This window comes from Staphylococcus sp. HMSC063A07 (assembly GCF_001836955.1).
Taxonomy (GTDB): domain Bacteria; phylum Bacillota; class Bacilli; order Staphylococcales; family Staphylococcaceae; genus Staphylococcus; species Staphylococcus lugdunensis.
In genome coordinates this window covers 276138-301427 of the sequence record NZ_KV830924.1, presented here as the reverse complement: position 1 = coordinate 301427, position 25290 = coordinate 276138, and the positions used below count along the sequence as shown (strand labels likewise).

The 25290-nt window shown below is 32.3% G+C and carries 21 protein-coding genes; 7 read left to right on the top strand and 14 right to left on the bottom strand.

Translation table 11 applies throughout. The features are described 5' to 3' along the window. Positions 1 to 70 precede the first annotated feature (70 nt). The 6 genes from cvfB to phoU all read left to right on the top strand — a co-directional run bounded on the left by cvfB (position 71) and on the right by phoU (position 5871). Positions 71 to 967, top strand: coding sequence for an RNA-binding virulence regulatory protein CvfB (cvfB, locus tag HMPREF2597_RS07465; protein WP_002478204.1), 897 nt, complete (start codon positions 71 to 73; stop codon positions 965 to 967). Between the two features lie 262 nt (positions 968 to 1229). Then, positions 1230 to 2210 (top strand): PstS family phosphate ABC transporter substrate-binding protein, encoded by a 981-nt coding sequence (locus HMPREF2597_RS07460; RefSeq protein ID WP_002459126.1) that lies wholly within the window; start codon positions 1230 to 1232, stop codon positions 2208 to 2210. A gap of 187 nt (positions 2211 to 2397) precedes the next feature. Next, on the top strand, positions 2398 to 3324 hold the full coding sequence (gene pstC / locus HMPREF2597_RS07455; RefSeq protein WP_002478202.1) for a phosphate ABC transporter permease subunit PstC: 927 nt from the start codon (positions 2398 to 2400) through the stop codon (positions 3322 to 3324). A gap of 1 nt (position 3325) precedes the next feature. Continuing rightward, complete coding sequence (gene pstA / locus HMPREF2597_RS07450) at positions 3326 to 4246, top strand: phosphate ABC transporter permease PstA (RefSeq protein ID WP_002459124.1); 921 nt, start codon at positions 3326 to 3328, stop codon at positions 4244 to 4246. Positions 4247 to 4315: 69 nt separating this feature from the next. Next, positions 4316 to 5215 carry a phosphate ABC transporter ATP-binding protein PstB gene (gene pstB / locus HMPREF2597_RS07445; RefSeq protein WP_002459123.1) on the top strand — a complete coding sequence of 300 codons (900 nt, stop codon included), beginning with the start codon at positions 4316 to 4318 and terminating at the stop codon, positions 5213 to 5215. 5 nt (positions 5216 to 5220) lie between these two features. Further along, positions 5221 to 5871 carry a phosphate signaling complex protein PhoU gene (gene phoU / locus HMPREF2597_RS07440; protein ID WP_002459122.1) on the top strand — a complete coding sequence of 217 codons (651 nt, stop codon included), beginning with the start codon at positions 5221 to 5223 and terminating at the stop codon, positions 5869 to 5871. A gap of 78 nt (positions 5872 to 5949) precedes the next feature. On the opposite strand, the gene pepF is transcribed toward phoU, so the two are convergent. Next, positions 5950 to 7758 (bottom strand): oligoendopeptidase F, encoded by a 1809-nt coding sequence (gene pepF, locus HMPREF2597_RS07435; RefSeq protein ID WP_002478201.1) that lies wholly within the window; start codon positions 7756 to 7758, stop codon positions 5950 to 5952. Between the two features lie 228 nt (positions 7759 to 7986). On the opposite strand from pepF, the gene HMPREF2597_RS07430 reads away from it, so the two are divergent. Next, a complete protein-coding gene (locus HMPREF2597_RS07430; protein ID WP_002478200.1) occupies positions 7987 to 8361 on the top strand; it encodes a hypothetical protein in 375 nt (124 codons plus the stop codon). A gap of 262 nt (positions 8362 to 8623) precedes the next feature. Here HMPREF2597_RS07430 and HMPREF2597_RS07425 read toward each other — a convergent pair whose 3' ends face one another. The 13 genes from HMPREF2597_RS07425 to HMPREF2597_RS07365 form a co-directional block, all read right to left on the bottom strand. Beyond that, entirely contained in the window at positions 8624 to 9628 is a 1005-nt protein-coding gene (locus HMPREF2597_RS07425; RefSeq protein WP_002478199.1) for a siderophore ABC transporter substrate-binding protein, read from the bottom strand. A gap of 59 nt (positions 9629 to 9687) precedes the next feature. Beyond that, a complete protein-coding gene (locus HMPREF2597_RS07420) occupies positions 9688 to 10461 on the bottom strand; it encodes an HAD-IIB family hydrolase (protein WP_002459118.1) in 774 nt (257 codons plus the stop codon). 589 nt (positions 10462 to 11050) lie between these two features. Further along, positions 11051 to 12310, bottom strand: a complete 1260-nt coding sequence (locus HMPREF2597_RS07415; RefSeq protein WP_002478198.1) for an aminoacyltransferase — start codon at positions 12308 to 12310, stop codon at positions 11051 to 11053. A gap of 17 nt (positions 12311 to 12327) precedes the next feature. Further along, entirely contained in the window at positions 12328 to 13587 is a 1260-nt protein-coding gene (locus HMPREF2597_RS07410) for an aminoacyltransferase (RefSeq protein WP_002478197.1), read from the bottom strand. Between the two features lie 423 nt (positions 13588 to 14010). Further along, entirely contained in the window at positions 14011 to 14751 is a 741-nt protein-coding gene (trpA, locus tag HMPREF2597_RS07405; protein ID WP_002459114.1) for a tryptophan synthase subunit alpha, read from the bottom strand. After that, positions 14741 to 15958 (bottom strand): tryptophan synthase subunit beta, encoded by a 1218-nt coding sequence (gene trpB / locus HMPREF2597_RS07400; protein WP_002478196.1) that lies wholly within the window; start codon positions 15956 to 15958, stop codon positions 14741 to 14743. Before trpB ends, trpA begins: the two co-directional genes overlap by 11 nt. After that, the gene (locus HMPREF2597_RS07395) at positions 15951 to 16586 is read right to left on the bottom strand and encodes a phosphoribosylanthranilate isomerase (RefSeq protein WP_002491882.1); all 636 of its coding nucleotides are present in this window, start codon (positions 16584 to 16586) and stop codon (positions 15951 to 15953) included. The genes trpB and HMPREF2597_RS07395 overlap by 8 nt, the downstream gene beginning before the upstream one ends. Further along, a complete protein-coding gene (trpC, locus tag HMPREF2597_RS07390) occupies positions 16583 to 17365 on the bottom strand; it encodes an indole-3-glycerol phosphate synthase TrpC (RefSeq protein ID WP_037540405.1) in 783 nt (260 codons plus the stop codon). The genes HMPREF2597_RS07395 and trpC overlap by 4 nt, the downstream gene beginning before the upstream one ends. A gap of 2 nt (positions 17366 to 17367) precedes the next feature. Then, entirely contained in the window at positions 17368 to 18369 is a 1002-nt protein-coding gene (trpD, locus tag HMPREF2597_RS07385) for an anthranilate phosphoribosyltransferase (RefSeq protein WP_002478193.1), read from the bottom strand. A 7-nt stretch (positions 18370 to 18376) separates the two neighbouring features. Beyond that, on the bottom strand, positions 18377 to 18943 hold the full coding sequence (locus HMPREF2597_RS07380; protein WP_002478192.1) for an anthranilate synthase component II: 567 nt from the start codon (positions 18941 to 18943) through the stop codon (positions 18377 to 18379). Continuing rightward, the gene (locus HMPREF2597_RS07375; RefSeq protein ID WP_002478191.1) at positions 18940 to 20343 is read right to left on the bottom strand and encodes an anthranilate synthase component I; all 1404 of its coding nucleotides are present in this window, start codon (positions 20341 to 20343) and stop codon (positions 18940 to 18942) included. Before HMPREF2597_RS07375 ends, HMPREF2597_RS07380 begins: the two co-directional genes overlap by 4 nt. Positions 20344 to 20782: 439 nt before the next feature. Further along, entirely contained in the window at positions 20783 to 21664 is an 882-nt protein-coding gene (locus HMPREF2597_RS07370; RefSeq protein WP_002459107.1) for a 5'-3' exonuclease, read from the bottom strand. Then, a complete protein-coding gene (locus tag HMPREF2597_RS07365) occupies positions 21654 to 25118 on the bottom strand; it encodes a dynamin family protein (RefSeq protein ID WP_002478189.1) in 3465 nt (1154 codons plus the stop codon). The genes HMPREF2597_RS07370 and HMPREF2597_RS07365 overlap by 11 nt, the downstream gene beginning before the upstream one ends. Between the last annotated feature and the right edge of the window lie 172 nt (positions 25119 to 25290).

The window sequence follows — 25290 nt, the reverse complement described above, 5'->3', positions numbered from 1 at the left end:
ATTGTTGTTATGGTAGAAAACATTAGACATGTTATAATAAATAGGAATACATTACTCGAAGGAGAACAATATGGCATTAGATAAAGATATAGTAGGTTCAATTGAATTTCTAAAAGTCGAAGGCAAACAAGGTTCTACTTATTTGTTAAAAGGCCCGAATGGTGAACAAGTTAAATTGAATCAATCTGAAATAAGTGATGATGATGAGTTAGAAATAGGAGAGGAATATAGTTTCTTTATATATCCCAATAGATCTGGGGATTTATTTGCAACGCAAAACATGCCTGATATAACAAAAGATAAATATGATTTTGCTAAAGTATTAAAAACGGACCGTGATGGTGCGCATGTAGACATCGGTTTACCTAGAGAAGTGCTAGTGCCTTGGGAAGATTTACCAAAAGTTAAAGATATATGGCCCGTATCAGGGGATTATTTACTCGTTACTTTGCGTATCGATCGTGACAATCACATGTTTGCTCGTCTCGCTAGTGAAACAATTGTCGAAAAAATGTACACGCCAGTGCAAGATGATGATATGTTAAATGAAATTATAGAAGCAAGACCATATCGTTTATTAAGAGTAGGTAGTTTCTTACTATCTAAAGAGGGATACAAAATATTTGTACATGAGTCTGAACGCAAGTCAGAGCCGCGTCTAGGAGAAAAAGTTAATGTACGCGTCATTGGTCATAACGACAAAGGAGAGCTTAATGCGTCATTCTTACCACTTGCACATGAACGCTTAGATGATGATGGACAAATCATTTTTGATTTATTAGTTGAATATAATGGTGAACTTCCTTTTTGGGATAAATCAAGTCCAGAAGCCATTAAAGAAGTTTTTAATATGAGTAAAGGTTCTTTTAAACGAGCTATTGGTCATTTATACAAACAAAAAATCATTAATATTGAAACGGGAAAAATTTCTTTGACGAAAAAAGGCTGGAGCCGTGTTGAGGATTAAATTTAGCCACATAGATTATAACTAAATACAGTATTTAAAAATGGTAGTAGGCAATAAGTTGAACTTATATTTGTCTATCTACCATTTTCTTTTTAAATACAAACTTCATTAAAACAGATTATATAAGCTTGATTTATCAGCTGTTTTAAACTTAACAAAACATTTACATTCACTCTATTTTAATTTAACAAAGGGTCTGTAGTATTAGAAGTGTAAGAAATACATATAACATTTGGGTTATTTATATTAGGAGGATATATTAATGAAAAAGTGGCAATTAGTTGGTACTACTGTATTGGGCGCTTCGGTTTTATTAGGAGCTTGTGGCGGAAATGGCTCAGGTAATGGTAAAGATGTTAGCGGAGAAGTTAAAGGTGACGGATCATCCACAGTAGGTCCTATCGTTGAAAAACTAAACGAAAAATTTGCTAAAGATTATCCTGATGTAACAGTATCATCTGGTACTTCTGGTACTGGCGGTGGCTTCGAAAAATTCATCGCTGGAGAAACAGATTTCTCAAATGCTTCAAGACCGATTAAAGATGAAGAAAAGAAAAAATTAGAAGACAAAAATATCAAATATAAAGAATACAAAATTGCTCAAGATGGCGTAACAGTAACGGTAAACAAAGATAACGATTTTGTTGATTCTTTATCAAAAGACCAATTGAAAAAAATCTACTCTGGAGAAGCTAAAACTTGGAAAGATGTAAATTCAAGTTGGCCAAATAAAAAAATCAAAGCATTTTCACCAGACCAATCACATGGTACTTATGATTTCTTCAGTGAAGAAGTAATGGATAAAGGTGATATTAAAGCTGAGAAAAATGCAGATACGAATGTTATCGTTCAATCTGTAGAGAAAAATAAAGAAGGTATTGGTTACTTTGGCTATAACTTCTATCAACAAAATAAAGATAAATTGAAAGAAGTAAAAATTAAAGACGATAAAGGCAAAGATACAAAACCAACTAAAAAAACAATACAAGATAATTCATACGCTTTAAGTAGACCATTATTCATCTATGCAAAAGAAAAATCATTAGAAGAAAATAAAGGCTTCCAAGAATTTATGAAATTCGTTCTTAAAGATGAAGGTAAATCTGCAGAAGATGCAGGTTATGTAGCATTGCCAAAAGATGATTACAAAAAAGAACAAAAGCAATTAGATAAATTCATCGACAAAAATGGCAAAAAAGATGATAAAAAAGATAAAGATAAAAAAGACAAGAAAGATAAATAATAAATAAATCAATAGAACTGGGTTGGGAATAAATTAAGTGATAGAAACGTAATGAAATACGTATACTCACTTATGTAGGTTGAACATGAGTTAATTGACGCGTGCATCACTGATTAACTCAGAGTTAAACCGAATCTATTCCCAATCCACTTTTTTAATAATTGGGAGAAAACGGAGTGTGTATGGTATGGCTTCAAATACAAATGTTAGGGAATTGATTGCCAAGAATAACGCAAAAAAGGGCGGTAAAAGCGATAAAATCGTACCTATGATTCTAGCTGTTATTTCATTTATATCTATATTAGTTACGATTGGCATATTAGTTACATTATTAACAGAAACAATTACATTTTTCACTAGGGTATCCATTACTGAATTTCTTTTCACTACAGAATGGGCACCATTTTCATCTAGTCCTAAATATGGCATTTGGGCTTTAGTTATAGGGACGTTAAAAATTACGCTTATCGCAGCAATATTTGCAGTACCTATTGGATTGGGTGCAGCCATTTATTTAAGTGAATACGCAAGTGATAGAACGCGACGTATTATTAAGCCAATATTAGAAATTTTAGCTGGGATTCCGACAATCGTTTTTGGTTTCTTCGCATTAACATTCATTACACCAATTTTAAGATCTATTTTTCCAGAATTAGGAAGCTTTAATTCAATTAGTCCAGGATTGGTTGTTGGTGTGATGATTATACCGTTAATTACGAGTATGAGTGAAGATGCAATGTCTTCTGTTCCGAATAAAATTCGAGAAGGTGCACTGGGGCTTGGAGCTACTAAGTTTGAAGTAGCGACGAAAGTAGTGTTACCAGCAGCTATTTCAGGTGTATTGGCTTCAATCGTTTTGGCGATTTCAAGAGCTATTGGTGAAACAATGATTGTTTCACTAGCGGCGGGTAGTACACCAACTGCTTCCTTAGATTTAACAGGTTCCATTCAAACAATGACAGGTTATATAGTTCAAGTTGCGACTGGGGATGCAACATATGGCTCAGATGTTTATTACAGTATTTATGCTGTTGGATTTACATTATTTATATTTACGTTACTAATGAACCTGCTTTCTCAATGGATTTCTAAGCGCTTTAGAGAGGAGTATTAATATGTCATCATCAACAAATATACACAAAAAAGCTTTAGTAGATCAGTCTAAAGTTGAAAAAAATATTAGTACACGCATGACTAAAAATAAAATCAATAAATTTTTATTTTTAGCATGTACGTTGATTGGGTTGCTTTTTTTAGCAGCATTACTTATTGATACCTTAATTAAAGGTGTGGGTCATCTAACGCCTTCATTCTTTACTAATTTTTCATCATCAACACCCTCTCAAGCGGGTATAAAAGGGGCTCTGGTTGGTACATTATGGCTCATGTTAACCATCATACCATTTTCAATTATTTTGGGAGTAGGAACAGCAATTTATCTAGAGGAGTATGCTAAGAAAAATCCATTTACAGATTTTATTAAAGTTTGTATTTCTAATTTAGCTGGTGTACCTTCTGTAGTTTTCGGATTACTTGGATTGACAATCTTTGTTAGAGGTATGAATATTCAAGCCTTATCATTAGGTAATTCAATTTTAGCTGGTGCATTAACCATGACGTTATTAATTTTACCTGTCATTATTGTTGCAGCTCAAGAGGCAATAAGAGCAGTGCCGTCATCAGTTAGAGAAGCATCTTATGGTTTAGGTGCAAACAAGTGGCAAACAATCCGAAAAGTAGTGTTGCCAGCAGCACTACCAGGAATTTTAACCGGCTTTATTCTAGCATTATCTCGTGCTTTAGGTGAGACTGCGCCATTAATTTTAATAGGTATTCCTACAATACTATTGCGTTTACCTAATTCTGTCATGGATCAATTCCAGGCGTTACCAATGGCGATATATAACTGGGCTAAATTACCGCAAGCAGAATTTCAAAATGTTGCTTCAGCAGGAATTATAGTACTTTTAGTTATCTTATTATTAATGAACGGTTTAGCTATTTATTTCCGTAATAAATTTAGTAAAAAGTTCTAATCATGTTGGGTGTTCACGTGAACTAGGGATTTGTTTTTATAGTAATTAGAGAGTGAAGGAGTTTTCAAAATGACAAACAATTTAACTAAAGATAAAGAAAACATAGAACAAGCAGTAGAAAAAAATAATCAACAAACAACCAAAGCACAAAATGATTCAACAATAATAACAACAGAGCATTCAAAAAAAGAAGACCATCTTTCAGATAGTGATAGAAAAGTAGTCTATTCAACACAAAATTTAGATTTGTGGTATGGAGATAATCATGCGTTACAAAATATTAACTTAGACATTTTAGAAAACAACGTTACAGCAATTATTGGACCATCTGGTTGTGGAAAATCGACTTACATTAAAGCGCTCAATCGCATGGTAGAATTAGTACCTTCCGTTAAGACAGCAGGAAAAATATTATATCGTGATAAAAATATTTTTGATGAGAAGTATTCAAAAGAGAAACTACGTACAAATGTTGGTATGGTCTTCCAGCAACCTAATCCATTCCCTAAATCAATTTATGATAATATTACTTATGGCCCGAAAACGCATGGTATTAAAGATAAAAAAATATTAGACGAAATTGTTGAAAAATCGTTACGTGGAGCAGCAATTTGGGATGAATTGAAAGATCGTTTACACATGAACGCATATGGTTTATCTGGCGGTCAACAACAACGTGTTTGTATAGCGAGATGTTTGGCAATTGAACCAGATGTTATTTTAATGGACGAGCCAACTTCAGCCTTAGATCCGATTTCAACGTTAAAAGTCGAGGAACTTGTACAAGAGCTTAAAAAAGATTATTCAATCATTATGGTGACACATAATATGCAACAAGCCGCACGTGTTTCGGATAAAACGGCCTTTTTCTTAAATGGCTATGTTAATGAATATGATGATACGGACAAAATATTCTCTAATCCTTCTGATAAGCAGACGGAAGATTATATTTCTGGACGTTTTGGTTAAAAAATATGACAATTATTCGTCAAAATTATCAAGAACAACTCGATGAATTATTAAAAGATATTCGTCGCATGGGCTTGTATACGTACTTCAATATAAATAATGCAATTGTGTCATTAAGTGAAAAAGACAAAAATTTTGCGCGTCAAGTCATTAATAAAGATAAAGATATTAATAAATTAGATTGTGAAATAAATGAAAAAGTTATTTTACTTATTATGAAACAACAGCCTATTGCTAGCGACTTAAGAATGATGATGGCAGCTTTAAAAATTGCTACTGATTTTGAAAGAATGGGTGATAATGTTGCAAGTATCGCTAATATTCGTTTAAGAGTTAAAATAACGGATGATTACGTGCTTACACGCCTTAAAACAATGGGGAAACTTGCGATGCTTATGCTGCAAGATTTAAATACGGCCGCAAAACATGAAGATATTACATTAATTCGTGAAATTATTGATCGTGATCAAGATATAGATGATTTATATGCTAATATCGTCAATACAACATATTTAATAGATAATGATCCATTTGTGGCTGGGCAAGCACATTTAGCAGCACGTAACTTAGAACGTGTGGGGGACCATGTAACTAATATTGCTGAAAGTGTATATTATTATTTGACGGGAGAACATTTTGATAGCTTTAAACGTTAATATAACAATCAAATGAATGATCACAATAAAAAATAACCACGATGCCTTATTTAAGTTAGGCTTCGTGGTTATTAGTTTTTACTGCTGCTCAATGATATTAGTTAAAGCTTCGACTTCATTCACCAGTTTTGAAATATAGGCTATTGTAGATTTTAATGCAGCTTCTGTTGTAATATCAACGCCAGCCATTTTAGCTAGTTCAACTGGGGATTTACTGCCACCTGCGCGCAAAGTATTCAACCAAGCATTAACTGCAGGTTGCCCTTCGTTTTTAATTTTTTGAGCTACCACAGTACCAATAGTTAATCCTGCTGAATAAGTATAGGAGTATAGACCCATATAGTAGTGTGGCTGTCTCATCCAAGTTAATTCTGCACCATTGGTTAACTCGACAGCATCACCAAAGAATTGTTCGTAGACATTACGAGTAATATGATTTAATAATGGTGCAGTCAAGGATTCACCTTGATCAACAAGTTTATACACTTCACGTTGATAAGCCGCTTCAAGTAGATGTGTAACCATATTATGATAATATGTGCGTGATAAAATTGAGCCAATCACCCAGCGTTTAAATTTAGGATCATCACTATGTTCAAATAAATAGTTAGACATGAGCATTTCATTCATAGTTGAAGGTGCTTCGACAAAATACATTGAGGCCTCTGAATCTAAGAAGTGTTGGTTTTGTTGAGCAAGGTTGAAATGACCTGCATGTCCAAGTTCATGAGCTAGGACAAATGTTTCAGTCATTTTTCCAGTCCAAGATATAAAAACATATGAATGTGATAAATAAGGACTTGCACAATAAGCACCTGTTTCTTTACCTTTATTTTGGGCAAAATCAATCCATCGTCTTGCATAGGCTTGTTCAACCATGTCCATATATTCTTCACCTAGGACGCTTAAGGCACCTCTAATATATGTTTTAGATTCTTCTATTGATATTTCAGGTTCATAGCTTGGATCAACAGAAATTTTCAAATCTTCAAAACGCATTTTTTCTAAGCCATGAATACGTTTTAATAGACGCGCATATTTTTGCATCACGGGTGCTAAATCACTCATGATAACGTCAATTTGGCGATGATACATATCTCTGCTGACTTCCTGATCATGTAATAAAAAATCAATAACAGAGTCATAACCTCTTAAAGTAGCTTCGATTTTTTCTTGTTGTACTTGCATGTTATATGTTGCTGCTGTTGTATGTTGATATTGACGTAAAGCATCACTAAAGTGTTTAAAACTTTGCTGTCTAAAGTTAGGATCAGGGTGGTCTTCATATTCATTTTCAAAAGTAGCATAATCTAGAGGGTAGGTTATACCATCATGTTCAAATGGATGAAAGTGAACATCTAACATTTTTGTAGTGCCGTATAGATCATATGCACTTGAAAACAAAGGCGAAAGTGTCGCAAGTGTCTCTTCAACAGCAGGGGATAATTGATAAGATTTTCTTTGAATCAATTTCTCTATATAGTGTGGATAAGGAACATTGGCTTGAATTGTTCGTATTTGATTATCTGACAAAGCAAGGAGTTCTGATTCAACGAAAGAAAGCTGACTCGCTATCAAACCCATTGATGTTGAAAATTTCGCGTTTACCTTTTGACCTTCTTCATCTGCAGTATCAACGCTAAGTCTTAGTTCAACATAGTTTGCTAATCGATCTATCGTAATTAAAATATTTTCATATTCATCTAATGCTTTAAGTGTAAGTTGTGTATTTGTAAGTTGAGATTTAAAAGATTGCTGGAAATGTTTTGCACGTTTAGTTGTTTCAGCTAAAGTGTTATAAAAATCATCATCACTTTTAAATAAATCTTGCAAATCCCATGTTTCATTAGTAGGGACATCTTTTCTTAATGGTAATCCTATAGGCATTAATATCACTCCTATGTATTTGTATGTATCATTTATTATACATGAATTTATCAATTTCTTCAGAACCGTTAATAAATAAAAAAGTACATGAAAAGATAGGGGAGTGTACACTTAATTGTAATCGTAAGGCTAAAATTGTGTGATTTCAGTGATAAAGCGATGGTATAATGAATAAAATTTATGATATAGTTATACATAATGTAGATTAAAAGATTAAGGAGTATAATAATGAGTATCTTTGATATGCCTAATTATTTGTGGATAACTATTATAGCGATGGTTATTCTAACAGTTATTTGTACTTTAATACTGCATAAATGGTTTTTTGCTTCAATTGTAACGTTTGTTGTACTTGCAATTCTGGCATTTTTTATACCTAATTTTTATTCTATTTCATACCAACCATTGCTAGGTTATGCTGCATTCTTAGCGATTATGAGTTTAATCTTGAGTTTCTTATTATGGTATAGCACAAGAAATTGGAGACGTGAACGCAAGAAAAAACAATTAGAAAAAGAAATACGTCAAGAATATGCAAATAAACATGAGCAACAACCATTCGATAACAATAATGAAGAAATATTAAGTCGAAAAAAGCGTTAACATAAAAAACACATATAGCACAAAGGTGATTTGACTGACATAAATCATCTTTGTGCTTCTTTTTTATTCAATACTATATTTATTAGTTCAATAGATTAGAGGACAGCTTCAGCCGGTAGTCTTCAACCATAAGAGAAGGTAGGTTTGTCAATAACACTTAATGTAACAATAATGAAGCAGGCCATTTCTATGAATTTTCAATAGAAATGGCCTGCTTCAACTTGTCAGAGGCATTTACGTCTCAGTCGGTTTTGTTGTAGGCTTATTTAAATGCTTGTTTAATTTTAGCTAATTGATCTATCGTTAGTTTGTTTCCGCCTTCACCAAAATACCAAGCGTTAGATTCAAACTGATAAACTTGACCATTTTTAATGGCTTTGACATTTTTCACAACATCATTTTTTAACTCATCTGGCAATTGTTTGTCATTACCTTTTTTAGTACGATTAATAACAAAAATTTTGTCAGGGTTAATTTTTGTTAAGTATTCATTGCTAATAAGATTACCAGCAGAATTAACTTTCATTTGTTTATCAGCATGTTTGATGCCAAGATCATGATTAAGGAAGCCCCCATAACGACCACTTGAAGCAAATGCTTTCATTCCTTTATCATCAACAGCTAAGAATAGCACACGTTCATCTTTAACTGCTTTTTTTGTTTCAGCAACTTGAGTCGAAAGTTTATTGTTTAACTTTTCTGCAGCTTTTTTCTTATCGAAAATTTTTCCCATTAATGTTGTATGTGCTTTAATAGATTTAATATAATCGTCATTATCTGGACTGACAAATAAAATTTTAGCATTTGGGGCAGCTTTTTTCATTTCATCTAATGTTTTGGTATGTGCTTGTCTAAAGGAAGCAAATATAATATCTGGTTTCGCTTTGGCTAACTGATCGAAATTCGGACGTCCAGGATTTCCTAAATTCATGTATTTGTCATTTTTAAATTCAGAGAGGGAAGAAGGGAGGAAAGCGTCACCTTGACCTTTAGCAATAGCTACAATACGATTTTGAACGTTAAGCTGTTGCATGATATCTAAAGCACCGTAATCTAATACGGCAACACGTTTAGGATTAACTGGGACCTCAACTTTTTCTGTTTTCATTTCTCCTTTATCATGAGTATTGTTTTTATCTTTAAATTCATATGTATTCTTGACGGTAATCGTTTTACCATCGTGGTTACTTGAATTATCATCATTCTGACACGCTGCTAATAATAGCAATATTATAAATATCGTACATACTTGTATAATTTTTTTCATAAATAAAACCTCCTAGTTGTCATTATAAATGATATTGATAATCATTTTCAATTAAATTTTTAATTTGTTGCAATATATTTGTCGATTTGATTGCAAATTGCATTAATATCAGCATTTATAACTGAAATATGAGGTTGATTATTTAAATCATCTATATAAAATGTATTATTAGATACAAGTACACCATTAGTAGCATGTTGCAATAGTCCAATATCATTGTGATCATTACCAAATGCAATATAGGGTGCATCATTTTTTAATATTGATTGTAATGTTTTGTATTTATTGATGCCATGCGCTGTAATATCAATATTAGATTCATTTGAATGGTTGATGAGTTCTAAAGTAGTTTGATGTTGCATTAAGTGCTGAGCAATTTCTGAAAAATGATGTGATTTAATATTAAGAAAGATTACCTTTATAGGATGTGTTATTTCATCAAGTTGACGTAACTCAGCCAATTTGTGAGGATCTAAACGAGTATAAATCGTATTATTGGCGTTTACATTTGCTGCATAATCCCAGGCATCATCGACAATATAACTCAAGTTATAATTTACTATTAATTCCTTTATGAGTTCAAAATCATCTTGATTAATATAATCTATGACTTTAATTTTATTATCAGTTGAAATAATAGAACCATTGCCGCCAATCAACGTATTATTTTGAAAATCAGGTATCACTGGCAATAAGTCACGTATAGGTCGTGCTGATGCAAAAATCACTTGGTGGCCGTAAGATTGCAATTGCTTTAGACGACTAATGATTCTATTGTCAATATGTTGACCGTCGAAGCAAAGCGTGCCATCTATGTCGAAAACAAAATTCATAGTAGAAGCTCCTTAGTTAAGATATAAAATAAAGTATAGCATACTTGAAAAAGGTTAGAAGATAGTAAAATATATAACTTCCTATAATATATATTATGTAAACTAAAATAAAAAAACGAAATAGGGGTGAGCATTTATAAATAGTGAGCAGTTAGTTATAGTTTATTAAGTTTTATCTGCTATATGTATGTGTTCAAGTCATACGAATTGTTTGCTGTGGTGAATGAATGATTATCACAAACAAGCTGAATTTATTGATGTACTTTATACTAATATTAACTTTACTTGCAAATAAACAGGTTTATTCTAAGCTTTTAACACTATTTTAGCGCATTTAATATGAATCTGTACGTATTTCATTTATATGTATAATAATAAAATGTATAGTATTAGTAAAAATGCAATTAAAAATTATTGTAGAGTATAGTTGTAATAGTGAAAATATATGCTAATATTAAATTGTAGGACGCAACACGAAACTACATCTCAGATTACTCTGCCTACATCTTGTATCAAGTCTCTATCACTTGATACAAAAAAGAAAAGCATTGTGGTTGTTTACCTTAATGCTTTTCTTCTTAATATCTAGTTACTTTTTGATTTTCTTACGTATACGATCTAATGTTGTGAATAGCCAATATTTAACTTTATTAATTGGTTTATAAAAATCCCCTATTAATTCCTCAATATGAACATTGAAGCCTCGTTTAAAGCGATAAACACCGTAATCTTCACTATCTTTAGTAAAATCACCGGATACTCCATAGAAGTTATACCGATCATAGCCATGTTCAAAGCAATAGTTCATCATATACCAATGCATCATATATGGACCCATAAAATGATTGTATTTTGCTGAAGAACCTCCAGAAAAATAATTTAACTCATAAGCATTAGCAAAGTATACGCCAGCAGCTAAATTTAGTACGGCACCATCAGTTTGACGTAGTTCGCTAGAATTTAAAAGTTCTTTTTTATCGTGATCTATTTGTTTGTCTAATTCTGCAATCTTATTTAGTTGCTTATCACTTTTATTTTCTTTAGTCATCATTTGGTCACGTCGAGCTTCTTTATCATTAATAGCATCTTGTAATGATGAAATATATTCGTTTAAATCTATATATGCTAATGGTACTAAAGCTTTATCACCATATGTATCGATGAAATTGTAGAAATAATCATCTGTTTTAGAAACAAAACCAGTGCGTTCTTCAGTTTCACGATAGAGGTCAAGGAACTGATCAAAGTCGTCTCTACCAAGGAATTTTACCTTAACTCCAAAGTTTATCGCTTTATTTATATTGCGTTTACGTTGACTATCGAATTGTTTTTTTAGTGATTGAGGTGTTTCGTTTTTTAAATATAAAACCCCCATCCACCGCACTTGACTAAAGGAATCATATTTTGTAGTGAATCCATGATGTTCATAGCCGTGAGACTTTAATAAATTAATCATTGCATCGTTTTTGTCATGATTTTCAAGCGGGTTAACATCTTTATCATAGATTTGATAAATCCAATACGGATCTAATTTGACATATAGACATTGATGATGATGTAGGTATTTGTCTAGTTCTTTTAGATAGAAATCAACTAATCCAAGATCGGTATAATCCATGACAGGACCACGATTAGAATAATAGACATAGCTACCCATTGTTGGTATTTTTGAGAAAAGACTAGCAGCAAGAACTTTATTATTTTCATCTTTTATTCCTAATAATACCACTTGAAAACCATCATTTTCCCTTGTTACGATATTTTCCTTTACTTGGAAGTAATGACTTTCTAATGATGGATTTTGTACAAAGTTTTCATATTCTTTAATTGTTAACTCTGTAAATTTCATAATTAATCCATTCTCCTCTATAGCTTATTTTGAATTCGTTTTAACACTGAATAAAGTTTATACATAGGTTTATTTATAGGTTTTACAAAATCACCAACGTATTCAATCACTTCTGCACCATAACCTTTTTTAAAGCGAATGACACCTGCGTCTTCAGCATCATCTGAGAAGTTTCCACTAATGCCGTAGAAATTATATCTGTCTATGCCGTGTTCAATAGCATAGTTAATCATAGTCCACTGAACCGCGTAACTACCTGCAAAATGACGATATTTATTAGCGGTACCTCCAGCGTAGTATACAACTTCAAACGGATTAATAATAAAGAAACCGGCAGAGATAGGTAACTCATTACCGTGTTCCGCTTGTAACTGATTAGCCTCATTTAACTTTTGTTGATTGGCATCGAGTTGTTGTTGTAGGTTGTCTCGTTTATTATAAGCTTTTTTGTTATCTGGTCGTTTCTCAATGTCTTTAAGTGCTTTGCCTAAATCTTTTTCTAAAGTTTGTCGTTCATTCGTTAGTTCTTCTATATATTCATCAAATTTTAAATATGCTAGAGGCACAAGCACCCTATCTTTATAGTACTTAAACCGATTGTAATAAAACTGGTCGTCTCTATCAGAGAATTCTTTAGATTCTGACGTCTGCTCCATAAATGAACGAAAGATAGGTAGTTCTTCTTCAGTAAGGAACTTTACTTTGACTCCATTTTTTTGAACTTTTTTTGTATTTCTTTTACGTAAACTATCCATATTATTTAAAACATCTTTAGCTGTCTTATCCTTTAAATTAAGAATAGAATGGAATCTGATTTGTAATATTGGATCAAATCCTGTTGTAAAGCCATCATGATGGTATCCGAGTTGTTCCATTTTATTGAAAAACCAATCATTGCCAGCATTTGCCGTTATATTACCGTCATGGTCTCTATATTGATAAGGTAAGTATGGATCTATGCGGACATAGAGACAGTTATACTTTTTTAAATATTTAGTTAGCTCATTAAAGAAAAAATGTACAAGTTCTTGGTTAGCATAATCTATAACTGGGCCTCTATTGCTGTAAAAGTATTTAAAAAACTTCATGACTGGTACAGCTGTCAATAAACATGCTGCAATTACTTCGTTATTATTATTTTTAACACCAACTAAATGTGTTTCTGTTTTTTCGGCAACTTTTAAATTATAGTTACCTGTCATTTGAGTAAAATGACTATATGGCATTTGATCTGTGAAATCACCGAATTCATTTGCTGTTAAATTTGTAAACTTCATTCATATAACTCCTAATTATTATTTGATTAATTTCTAGTATTTAAATGTAGTCAATGAACATCAAAATCTCTAAAATTACTGATATATTCAATTGTAACACCATATGCTAATTGAATTAAGTATACAATAGATACTGGTAAAACTAAAATATTAACAATGATATTGAGTATATCTATTTTAGTTATATTATGATTATAATGAATGCTCAATAATTCGTATTTGATTGAATAAGATGAAATAATGTCAATAAATTAGCCAGTAAATGAATTAACAAAAAACTCATTTACTGGCTAATTTTTCTGGCCCCAATTCGTCCGCTTCGAGTGGTATTGACTTTGAATTTTGTAAGCTTTGCATTTATTTATGCATGCTAATGATTGAGTATAATTATCTCAGTAAGGTAATTATAAAACGGATTTAGGGTTAATCAAATTGACTGCTTAATCTTTGGCGAATTGAGTTGATGTAAGTGATAATGTCCTCTTGAGACTGAGATTTTAAGCGTTTTACAATTTCACTTCCAATGACAACACCGTCTGCATATTGAATGATTTCGCTAACTTGTTCAGGTGTACGTATACCAAATCCACAGACAACAGGAATTTGCGTAATAGACTTTAATAGCGCTAATTTTTGCTTTAATTCAGGATGAAATGATTCATTTTGACCTGTTACAGCGTTCATAGTTACTGTATAAATAAAACCTTCTGCATGTGTGGCAATTTCTCTTATACGTTCTTCAGGGGCTGTCATAGCTACTAATGAAATTATTTTAACTGAATAGTTAGTCACTTGTTCTTTTAATTTCTCAGTGAGTTCAAATGGTAAATCTGGAATAATTAAACCATATACCCCTGCTTCTTCGCATGATTTAAAGAATGCTTCTATACCGTAAGTCATGACAATATTATAATAAGTCATAAGGATATAGTTTGCTTTAATTTGATGTTGGTTCTGTTTAAGTTGTTCAAATATAGTATCAATAGTTACATTATCTTTAATAGCTTGGTTGGCTGCCTTCATAATGATTGGTCCATCGGCAACAGGATCTGAAAATGGTACACCAATCTCAATGTAATCAGCGCCATGTTCACTTAATAATTTGACATGTTGAATGAAATCTTTATCTCCCATTACATATGGAATAAATAATTTATTGTGCATGGCTATCACCTCTTTGTTGAATGTATTGTCTTATAGTTTCCATGTCTTTATCACCACGACCAGAAATCGTCACCACAAGCAACTGATCCTTATCCATTTGTGGCGCTAATTTTTCAACATAACTTAAAGCATGCGCGCTTTCTATGGCAGGGATAATGCCTTCATCTTTAGTAAAACGTATGAGTGCTTCCATTGCTTCTGTGTCAGTTGCATTCGTATAATGGACTCTACCAATATCGTTATAGTATGAATGTTCTGGACCAATGCCGGGATAATCTAAGCCAGCTGAAATAGAATGTGCAAGTTCTATTTGACCGTGTCTATCTTGAATAAGATACATTTTTGCGCCATGTAGTACACCTGGTTTACCTTTGCCTATAGCAAGTGCATGTTTGTTTGTATTTGCACCTTCCCCAGCAGCTTCAACCCCATATAATTGGACTTCATCTTTTATAAAAGGATAAAATGTTCCTATCGCGTTAGAGCCACCTCCAACACAAGCAACAACGGCATTAGGCAAGCGGCCTTCTTTTTCTAATATTTGTGTTTTAATTTCATTTCCGATAACACTTTGAAAATCTCTTACTATCGTAGGAAATGGATCAGGTCCTAGTGCTGAACCGAGTAAATAATGTGTATCATCAACATGACTAACCCAGTATTGTAATGCTTTATTAACGGCGTCTGATAATGTCCCTTGACCATCTTCAACTGAGACTACCTTTGCGCCTAAGAGTTCCATACGAAACACGTTTAGTTGTTGACGTTGGATATCTTCTTTCCCCATAAATACAATTAGTTCCATATCGAATAATGCTGCAACGGTTGCACTTGCTACACCATGTTGTCCTGCACCAGTTTCCGCTACCAATTTACGTTTGCCCATACGTTTTGCCAGTAAAGCTTGTCCAAGCGCATTATTTATTTTATGAGCACCAGTGTGATTTAAATCTTCACGTTTTAAATATATCTTTGCGCCGCCTAAACGTTGTGTGTAAGATTGTGCAAAGGTTAATGGTGTGGCTCGACCTACGTATTCAGTTAAATAATCATTTAGCTCTTGTTGAAATTGAGGATCTTTTTTTGCTTTATTATAAGCTTGTTTTAATTCTAATACTGCTGGCATTAATGTTTCTGGTACAAATTGTCCACCGTATTCGCCAAAAAAACCTAATTGATCTGCTTCTGTTTGAATATTGTTATACATGATAAATCGCTCCTTTAACATGTTGAATGATTGCTTTCATTTTATTTAAATCTTTATGATTGTCTGTTTCTATACCGCTAGAAATATCGTATCCAGCATGGCTCAAATTTAAGGTTTCAATATATTTTATTTTGTTCAACGTAAGCCCACCAGCTATTAAATAATTTATATCTGTAGGTAAAGACTTTAAAATCTGCCAATCATATGACTGTCCTGTGCCACCATATGAAGCAGATGGAGTATCAATAATAAAACTATCTGCAACCTCTCGATAATATTTAATTTGTTTAAGTAGTTGTGAGTTAGCAGGTAAAGCTTTAATTATTTTAATATTCTTGAAATTCTGTTTAGTTTTAGAGATAAGTTTAATATTTTCAGTTCCATGAAACTGTACGCAATTAATCTGCGCATATTGAAGTATATATTGCAAATTGTCCCATGATGGATTAACGACGACTAATACACATTCAATTGCTTTGGGAATTAGCTGTGATAAATAAGCGATTGTATCAGCTTGAATATGACGCTTACTTTTATCATAATAAACCATTCCTAGTGCATCGATGTTGAGTTGTTGTGCATTTAAAATATCTTGTTTTGTTTGGAAACCGCAAAATTTTAATTTCATAAATTTACCTTTTCTAACATAAGACTTGGCAAGAATTCAGAGATATTTGTGCAATTCATTAAAGCACCGCCAATGAGTATACCAGATATTCCTGTCTGTACTATTGATAGCACGTCTTCTCTCGAATGGATACCACTTTCAGAAATGTAGAATCTGCCAGAATGTTTTTGACGTAATATTTGATTGGTATGTTCTACATGAGTGTTAAAAGTTGTTAAATCCCTATTATTAATTCCGATTAATGATGCATTAAGTTGATGCGCACGTTGTAATTCTTTAATGCTGTGGACCTCAACCAGTACTTCCAAACCTAGTTTATGTGCATATTTGTAAAGTTGTTTTAGTTTACTATCTGTTAAACAATGAACGATTAGTAATATCATTGAGGCCCCAGCTTTCTTTGCAACATCGATTTGTATCGTATCAATAATAAAATCTTTACAAAGTATAGGAAGTGTTGTATGGCTGTATAAGTTTTGTAGACGTTCAAAGCTTCCATCGAAATAATGTTCATCCGTTAATATAGAAATTGCAGCTGCGCCATTAGCCTCATATTCTTGAACTTGTTTAACTAAATCTTTTACATTGAATTTTGGAACTGAAGGACTTTTCGTTTTAATTTCAGCAATGATAGATAAATGTTTACTTTTGCTAAGTGTAGATTTAAATGTAGGCTTATTTATTGGCGTTAAATCTTTTAATGATTTTAGTTTGTTGTCATAGTAACCATTAGCTAATAGTCTTTTTTTATAATCAACAATTTCAGTTAAAATAGTCATCATTACGCATTCCCTTCTACAATTAAGCATTGTTTCATAGCAAGTCCATTGTCTATTAAATACTCAGCTATTGATATTCCAGCTTGAATGCTATGTACTTTTTCAGCGACATAAAGTGCAATTGCTGCATTAAGGACGACAACATCTCTTTTTGATGATCTGTCTTTTCCGTTTAAAATATCTAAGGTAATACGTCTATTTTCTTCTGGGCTACCTCCTTTAAGTTCGCTATCAGGTGCATATGAAAATCCTAAGTCTTGTGCATTTAATGTGTAGTGGTTTACGTTACCATTTTCATCTAGTTCATAAATTAAATTATTACCTGATAATGTGGCTTCATCCATGCCGTGCGCACCATGTAAGACAATTGCTCTACGTCGTCCTAAATCTTTTAAAGTATGGATGATTGAGTCCAATTGGTTTGGATCAAAGACCCCCATAACTTGATAAGTCAGTGCAAAAGGATTAATAATAGGACCTATTAAATTAAAAAATGTCGGTTTACCAATCATTTTTCTTACTGGTTGAATATATTTCATTACAGGATATGCTTCAGGTGCACTTACAAAGGCTAAACCTTTATTATCTAAGCGTTGACTTACGTCTTCAACTTTGGTTGTTTGAATATTAAGTTGTTGTAGTAAATCAGTGCTGCCAGAATGTGATGTTATACTTTTGTTTCCATGTTTAATAATTGGCACGCCTGCTGCTGCAACAATAAATGCAACGGTTGTAGAAATATTAAAACTATTTGATTTATCTCCGCCAGTGCCACAGACACACATTGCACCTGGGTAGGATGGTTGGACAGGGTACATCGTTTGAATTAAGCTGCGAACCAGATGTGTTAATTCTTTCTGTTGTAGTTCTCTGTCTGTAAATGTTTGTAACAACTCAACTTTGTCATGGTTTTCCACTTTGGGATCAATGAGTATTTTAATCAAGTTGTTAGCATCTGCTTGAGAAAATGGGTGATGGTTAGTTAGTGATTCTGTTGATTTCATATTGTTGTCAGCCTTTCTGTGTGATGTTTAAGAAATTAGTAATAATTTGTTCTCCATAATCGGTGGCGAATGATTCTGGATGATATTGTAAGCCATAATGCGGACGTTTATTGTGCTCATATGATTGAATAGAATCTTCCGTTTTTCCTGTAATGATTAAATTTTTAGGAAAATGATTGGCATCTGAAATAAGTGAATGGTAACGCATGATATTAAATGACGAAGGACACCCTTTATACAATAATGATGAATAAGTTTGGTGCATAATATCGACTTTACCATGCATGACAGTGTCAGATTGGATTACTCGACCACCGTAATAACAAGTCAACGCTTGTGCGCCTAAACAAACGCCTAATATTGGTAAATTTTTGTATGTTTCTATTATTTGTAACAGATAATTGTTATCTAAAGGATGGCCTGGACCAGGGGAAATAATAACACCAGATACCGTTTCTTGATATGTTAATGCATCTGGATCGTCAGGATATTTTACGATGACATTTTGATGTTTTGACACTATGTCAACTAAGTTATAGGTAAATGAATCATAGTTATCGATAATTAATATCATGGTGTGACCTCCAATAAACTTTTTGCTTTTAATTGCGTTTCTCGTAATTCTTTTTCAGGAATCGAATCATAAACAACACCGCAACCTGCTTCAACATGAACTTCTTTGTCATCTATTAGCATTGTACGTATAGCAAGTGCAAAATCTAAATCTTGATTACAATTTATGTAGCCAATGCCCCCACTATAGATGCCACGTTTATATGGGTGGCTTTCATAAATCCGTTGAATAGCACGTAATTTTGGTGCGCCTGATACAGTGCCAGTTGGCAATAAACTTGCAATTATAGTCATCGGTGATAATGATTTATCGACATTGCCTCGTACTTCACTAACGATATGCATCACATGCTCGTATTTTTCAATTTCCATAAGTTTTAATATGCTGGTTGAACCTGGTAGCGCTATTCTATTGATATCATTTCTACCTAAGTCAACAAGCATACTGTGCTCGCTGCGCTCTTTAGAATCATTGAGTAGTTGTTGTGCATGAGCTAAATCTTCATCTGGTGTTGTACCACGTTGAATTGTTCCAGCTATAGGATTAGTGTAAACTTTATCTTTATGAACTTTGACAAAGCTTTCAGGAGAACTACCTATGATAATAGGCTCATCCATATTAATATAGTACATGTAAGGACTTGGATTTTGTCTTTTCAAATTTTGATACAATTGAAATGTTAATTGATGTAACTGATTGCCAAAGTGATGTTGATAACTGTAGATGCGTGATGGGACAACTTGAAACATATCTCCAGATTGAATTTTTTGTTTATATTGGCTAATCATATTTAAAAACGATGTTTTATCAATATTGCTTGTTATAACTTTATGATGTTGAAAATCAATAGTTTGATGAAGCGGTTGAATATTGTAGAGTCTTTTTATATTATTCTCAACACGTGCTTCTAATTGTTCTTGTGATGCTAATGAAAATTGATTGGTCGCAATGACATACAAATCATCTTTATAATGATCAAATACATATACATCTTCAATCATGAAAAATCTTGCATCATGTTCATTGTTTAACTTGAGTGGTGTTTTTTTCAAAATTGGAAATTCATGGCGTGCTAAATCAAAACTACATGAACCAATAAATCCTGAAATAAAGGGTAAGTCCTGCAAGTCAGAATGCGATATGGACTCATTAAATTGATTTATATAATTTTTAAAATAATCATAAAAATGAGTTGTTATCGTTTCTGATTGTTGCTGCGTCTTAATTTCTAAAAAATCATCATATAGTGTTATTGTGCCGTAATAATCTAAAGCAACAATTGAGTAGCGACCTTTGACCTGAGTTTGATTAGCACTTTCTAAAATAATCTTTTTCATACTTAATTGTGCAAGTGCTTCTGGCGTCATCGTTGCCTTCAAAACTTTGTAATAAATTTTCATTTTAAGCTCCTTCCATAAAAAAACAGCATCCTCTATACAAAAGGACGCTGTTGCGCGGTACCACCTTGATTAACAATATAGGTTAGATATTGTTCACTTTAAAATATAATATTGATAAAATTTACTGAACCCAATTTCATCATTCAAGGTGTTAGTTTTCATCAACCACTAACTTTCTAAAACTACCGTATAAACAACTACTAATTTCAGTAATTAAAGCGTAAAAAAACACGTTAACGCTAAACACATAAGGACGCGTTACCGTGGTGCCACCTTAATTAACAATATACATTGCTCACTCATTAATATGGTTTCGCTTTCCTAGGGTGTTGTCTCAGTCTCGGCTCTAACTAGCATTACTTCCTCAAGCGTCATGCCATATACGATATATATGTGTGTGATTTTACAACTTTTGTTTTTTACTTTTAAATTATGTTACTTAACTAAAGTTAGTCGCAAGATATTTACCTGAGACAAATAGTTCATGTTCATTACAAATTGACAATATATTTTGTAACGTATTGGCGTATGTCATTTTATCAAATAATGACTCTGTATCTAGTGGTACGTTGGTATATATTTCAGCAAGTTGTTTAGAAAGTTTTAAGTCATCAATATGACTATTAATCTTTGTTTGTTGGCCTTGGGTTAGCTTACTAATATTACTAAGGACACCTTCGACACTTTGATGCTCTTTTATTAACTTAAGTGCCGTTTTTTCACCTATACCTTTAACTCCAGGATAGCCGTCTGCTGTATCTCCCATGAAAGCTTTAACATCAATGAATTGCTTTGGTGTAATTCCATAATCTTCAAGAAAACGTTCAAGTGTGTAACGATTATATATATTAAAGCCTTTTTTGGTTAACCAAACTTCTACATTAGGATTGATACATTGCAATATATCTTTGTCCCCAGTAATAATAAATACCTCATTTTGATCTGAATAAGTTTGGGCTAAGCTACCTATAACATCATCAGCTTCATAATTGACAACACCAATATTTACAAAACCAAACTGAGTTGCGATTTCTTTGACATAATCAAATTGTGGAATGAGTTCATTTGGTGGTGCAGGACGGTTTTGCTTATATGAAGCATACATTTGATTTCTAAATGTTTCTTGTCCCATATCCCAGCAAACTGCAACATGACTTGGTGCTATATCATGAATAGCTGAAAAAATGTGTCTTACAAAACCTTGAACGCCATTTGTAGGTATACCTTTCGAATTATACATAAATTGATTGTGTAAGCTTGTTGCGTAAAAATGTCTAAATAATAATGCCATACCATCTACTAGTAATACTCTATTCGTCATAAGTGCGGCCTTCTTTCCCTTGTAAAATATGATCTAATTGACGCGCTGCATGTTCTATAGATGTGATAAGTTGATTATCCAGTTTAAATGATAAAAGTGTTTGAATTTGTGTCTGTACTTCGTTTTCTAAGTCTAAAAATACATGTTCATATTGATCTTCCATGTCCTTTATGACTTTTTGGAGCTTGTGACGTAAGTCGTTTAAACCATTTTGTATTAAATGTAAGGTTTGCTGTGCAATATTTTGTTGTATTTTTCTTTGAATATTATGATTTAAAATATTACGTTTTGTTAGATTTTTAGGTAATACCTTTAACATATCTTCTAATTCAATAGTAAGTATCGGTGTATTGCTAATTTCAATATTAATATTTAGTTCAGGTTGAATGAAAATATGAACTTGTTCTAATTTTTTTAATACTGGAGATAGTTGACGTTCTATATCTTGTTGGAAATGTTTTTTAATTCGTTCAGTAATAAGTGTTTGTTCTAAGTAAAAACGTTGGTGAATTTGAGTTAAATAGTCTTTTGTGGCGTCTGACTTTTGTTTTGAGAAGTCAGGATGCTGAGTCAATTGACTATTAAAAACACTTTTAACGTCGTCTAATAATTGCAATTTTAATCTATCATTTAAATAATAAATTTGGTCATCAATTTCATTAATAGATAATTGACTTGATGTTGTTATGAGTTGTGTAGCAACATGTGTTTCTTGCTGATATTGTTGTAATTTATTATTTCGAGTTCTTAGTTGTGCTTCGTTGTTATAATAATCATCAATTAATTCTGCATAGGCCTGTTTAATTTGTGCTAATTGATGTATCATTTGTGTTTCTAAAATAGACTTTGCTTCTACTTTTGCAAAATAATCAATACTATCTCTTAAGTTAATGATGCCTTCATCATTTCTTTTAAGGCCGATGCGACTTGATACTGTATAAATTTCAGACTTTAAACCCACCTGATTTAAAGCATTAAAAACATATTCTTTTACACTATCAATGTCATTTTTTGATTCTGCTAAGTCAATTGCATTTACTATCATTTTAAACGATTGATGATCATTTAATTGATTCATTGCCTTCATGTGTTCTATAAAGGCCTTATCATTATCTGTAAATGAGTGATTAAAGTAGCTAACATAGAGAATTAAATCTGCCGAAGTTAAAATTTGTTCAGTTTCATTAGTATGACGTTGGTTATTTGAATGTAAACCTAATGAATCAACAATAATTTTATCCTGTAACCATTCGATTGGCAGTTTTAAGTGTACAGTTTTTACGAAAGCGGCATACGCATCTTCAGAACTCCATTTTTTAATTTCTGCTTGTTCAATATTATGTTTTGTACCTTGAGTGAGCATAGTTTGATACAATGAAGCATGTTTTTCAATAGCATTGATAAATGCAAGTTGATTTTTAGGTAATTTTTGTTTGATTTGATTTAAATCACTTTTTAACAGTGCTTCAAGGCTATCAAATGATAAGTGATGATACTTCAGTATATCGTTTAATTCGGCTACTAATTGGTCATTTGTTTTTAACGTGATATAACTTTGTTCACCATATGACAATTCGGTAGTGGCTGCAGTTGTAGGATTAGGAGAACTAACTAAATATGTATCTCCAAGTAAAGCATTAATTAAACTGCTTTTTCCTGCACTAAATGTGCCAAATACTGCTATTTTTACTATGTTTTGGTTCATGCGTTTTAAAGTGTCTTGAATATCCATTTTTGTTTGTTTAAAAAGTGGTATATCTTTTATGATGTTTAAGCCTTCAGCTATATCGGCATGTTGTGTTTTTTCTTTATGCTTAACTGTTTCCATATGAGCGTGTTCATGTGAATCTGTAGTTTCTGATAACATATAATTTGTTTCGGTGCGTCCGATGAGTTTATCTAAAGAATCATCCAAATGTATATAATAATGACGATAATTCTTTGTTGTGAGAGACTCTTTTAACTGTTTTAATTCAATAAACCGTTCATAAATCGTTAAATCATTGTCTGCATCATCAGATAAATCGTTAGCTTGAGCATACTTAGATGCCTGCTCAAATAATGGTTCAGATTCTTGTTCTACAAATTTACGAATGGCCTTTAATGTATCATCAGAAAATGTAAGTACATAGGTATTACTAATTGCTGTTTGAGGTTGGTATAAAGATGATACCAAGGCTTCATCGATGTGATAATGTTGATTTAATATGTTTGAAGTTACTGTACTATTATTGATGAAGCGCGTTAAAAAGGACATATCTTCTCGCATAGGTTGACGTATTTGCTGATTGACTTTGTCTTGTAACATATCGATTACAAGTTTAAGGCGACGTTGTTGTTCCTCTTCCTTCTTTTTCTTCTTATTTAGAAAACCGTGCACTTTAAAATCTTTTGACATACTTTCTAGATAAAATCGTATTTGTTCACGCATATCGTGTGTCATGATATATGCATTTTCAAGTATGTCTTTCCGTTTCATTTTAAGAAAACGCAATAATTCTTGTGGATTATTTAACATCTTTGCTTCTTCGCTTACAGCTTGATTTTGTTGAAAACGTAAATATGCTTCTTGAAAATCTTGTTCCTCAATATCCAAAGTTTCTAAAATATTTTGAAGCTCACTTTGAATATATGACAGTTGTGAATGCGCGATAAAATCTAACGTTCGCTCGACGTATTGATTAATGGATTCTCTATGTTCATCCATAGTTACTAAGTCACGTGACAGGTCTTTTAATTGATTATGTGGATGTTCAAATTTAGAGACATAGTAAATTTGCTCTACATTGATATCCCATTCTTTAATGGATTGTGCTACCTTTTTCTTAAATGTATCGAAGCTTAGTTCTTCTTCCTGGTGTTTATCAATTTGATTAATAACAAATACTACGGGCAATCCTGCTTCGTTCATCCGTTTTAAAAATTTGAAATTCAAAGCTGATTGCACATGATTGTAGTCGACTGTATAAACGATAAGATTGCTTGTATACATATATTGTTCGGTTGAAGATAAATGTGTTGATATATTTGAATCTACACCAGGTGTATCTTGCAATGTAAATCCTGGTTTGAATTTTGTTGAGTTAATTGCAATTTCTATTGATTCGACATCTACATTTAACCTATTCATCTGTTTGACTTCATCATACGTCTTAAGTCTGGTATATTGCTGACCGGTAATATTAGCAATAATCCCCTCTTCTTCTGCAACAGACACAATGGCTGTATTACTTGTTGTTGGAACAGGAGAACTTGGTAGTATATCTTGTTCTAATAGTAAATTGATAAGTGTAGATTTACCGGCTGAAAAATGACCGACAAATGAAATGGTAAATTGATTTAAATATACTTTTTTAATAACTTGGTTAATTGTGTTAATTAATTGTTTGTTGTTAGATTTTTCTATTTCTTTTTTTAGTTTATATAAATGGTCTAATTGACTTTGATTTATCATAAGCGCTTCCCCTTTGTCACAGTACATAGCTTTATTTTACAAATAAATATGTGCATTAATAAAGTGAAAATGGCTGGAAAATGAATATAAACAAAAAGAATTACAGTCAAAAATGATTTCAATGTTTTTCACAACAACGATTAAGAACGCAAAGCGCTTAATAAAACACTTT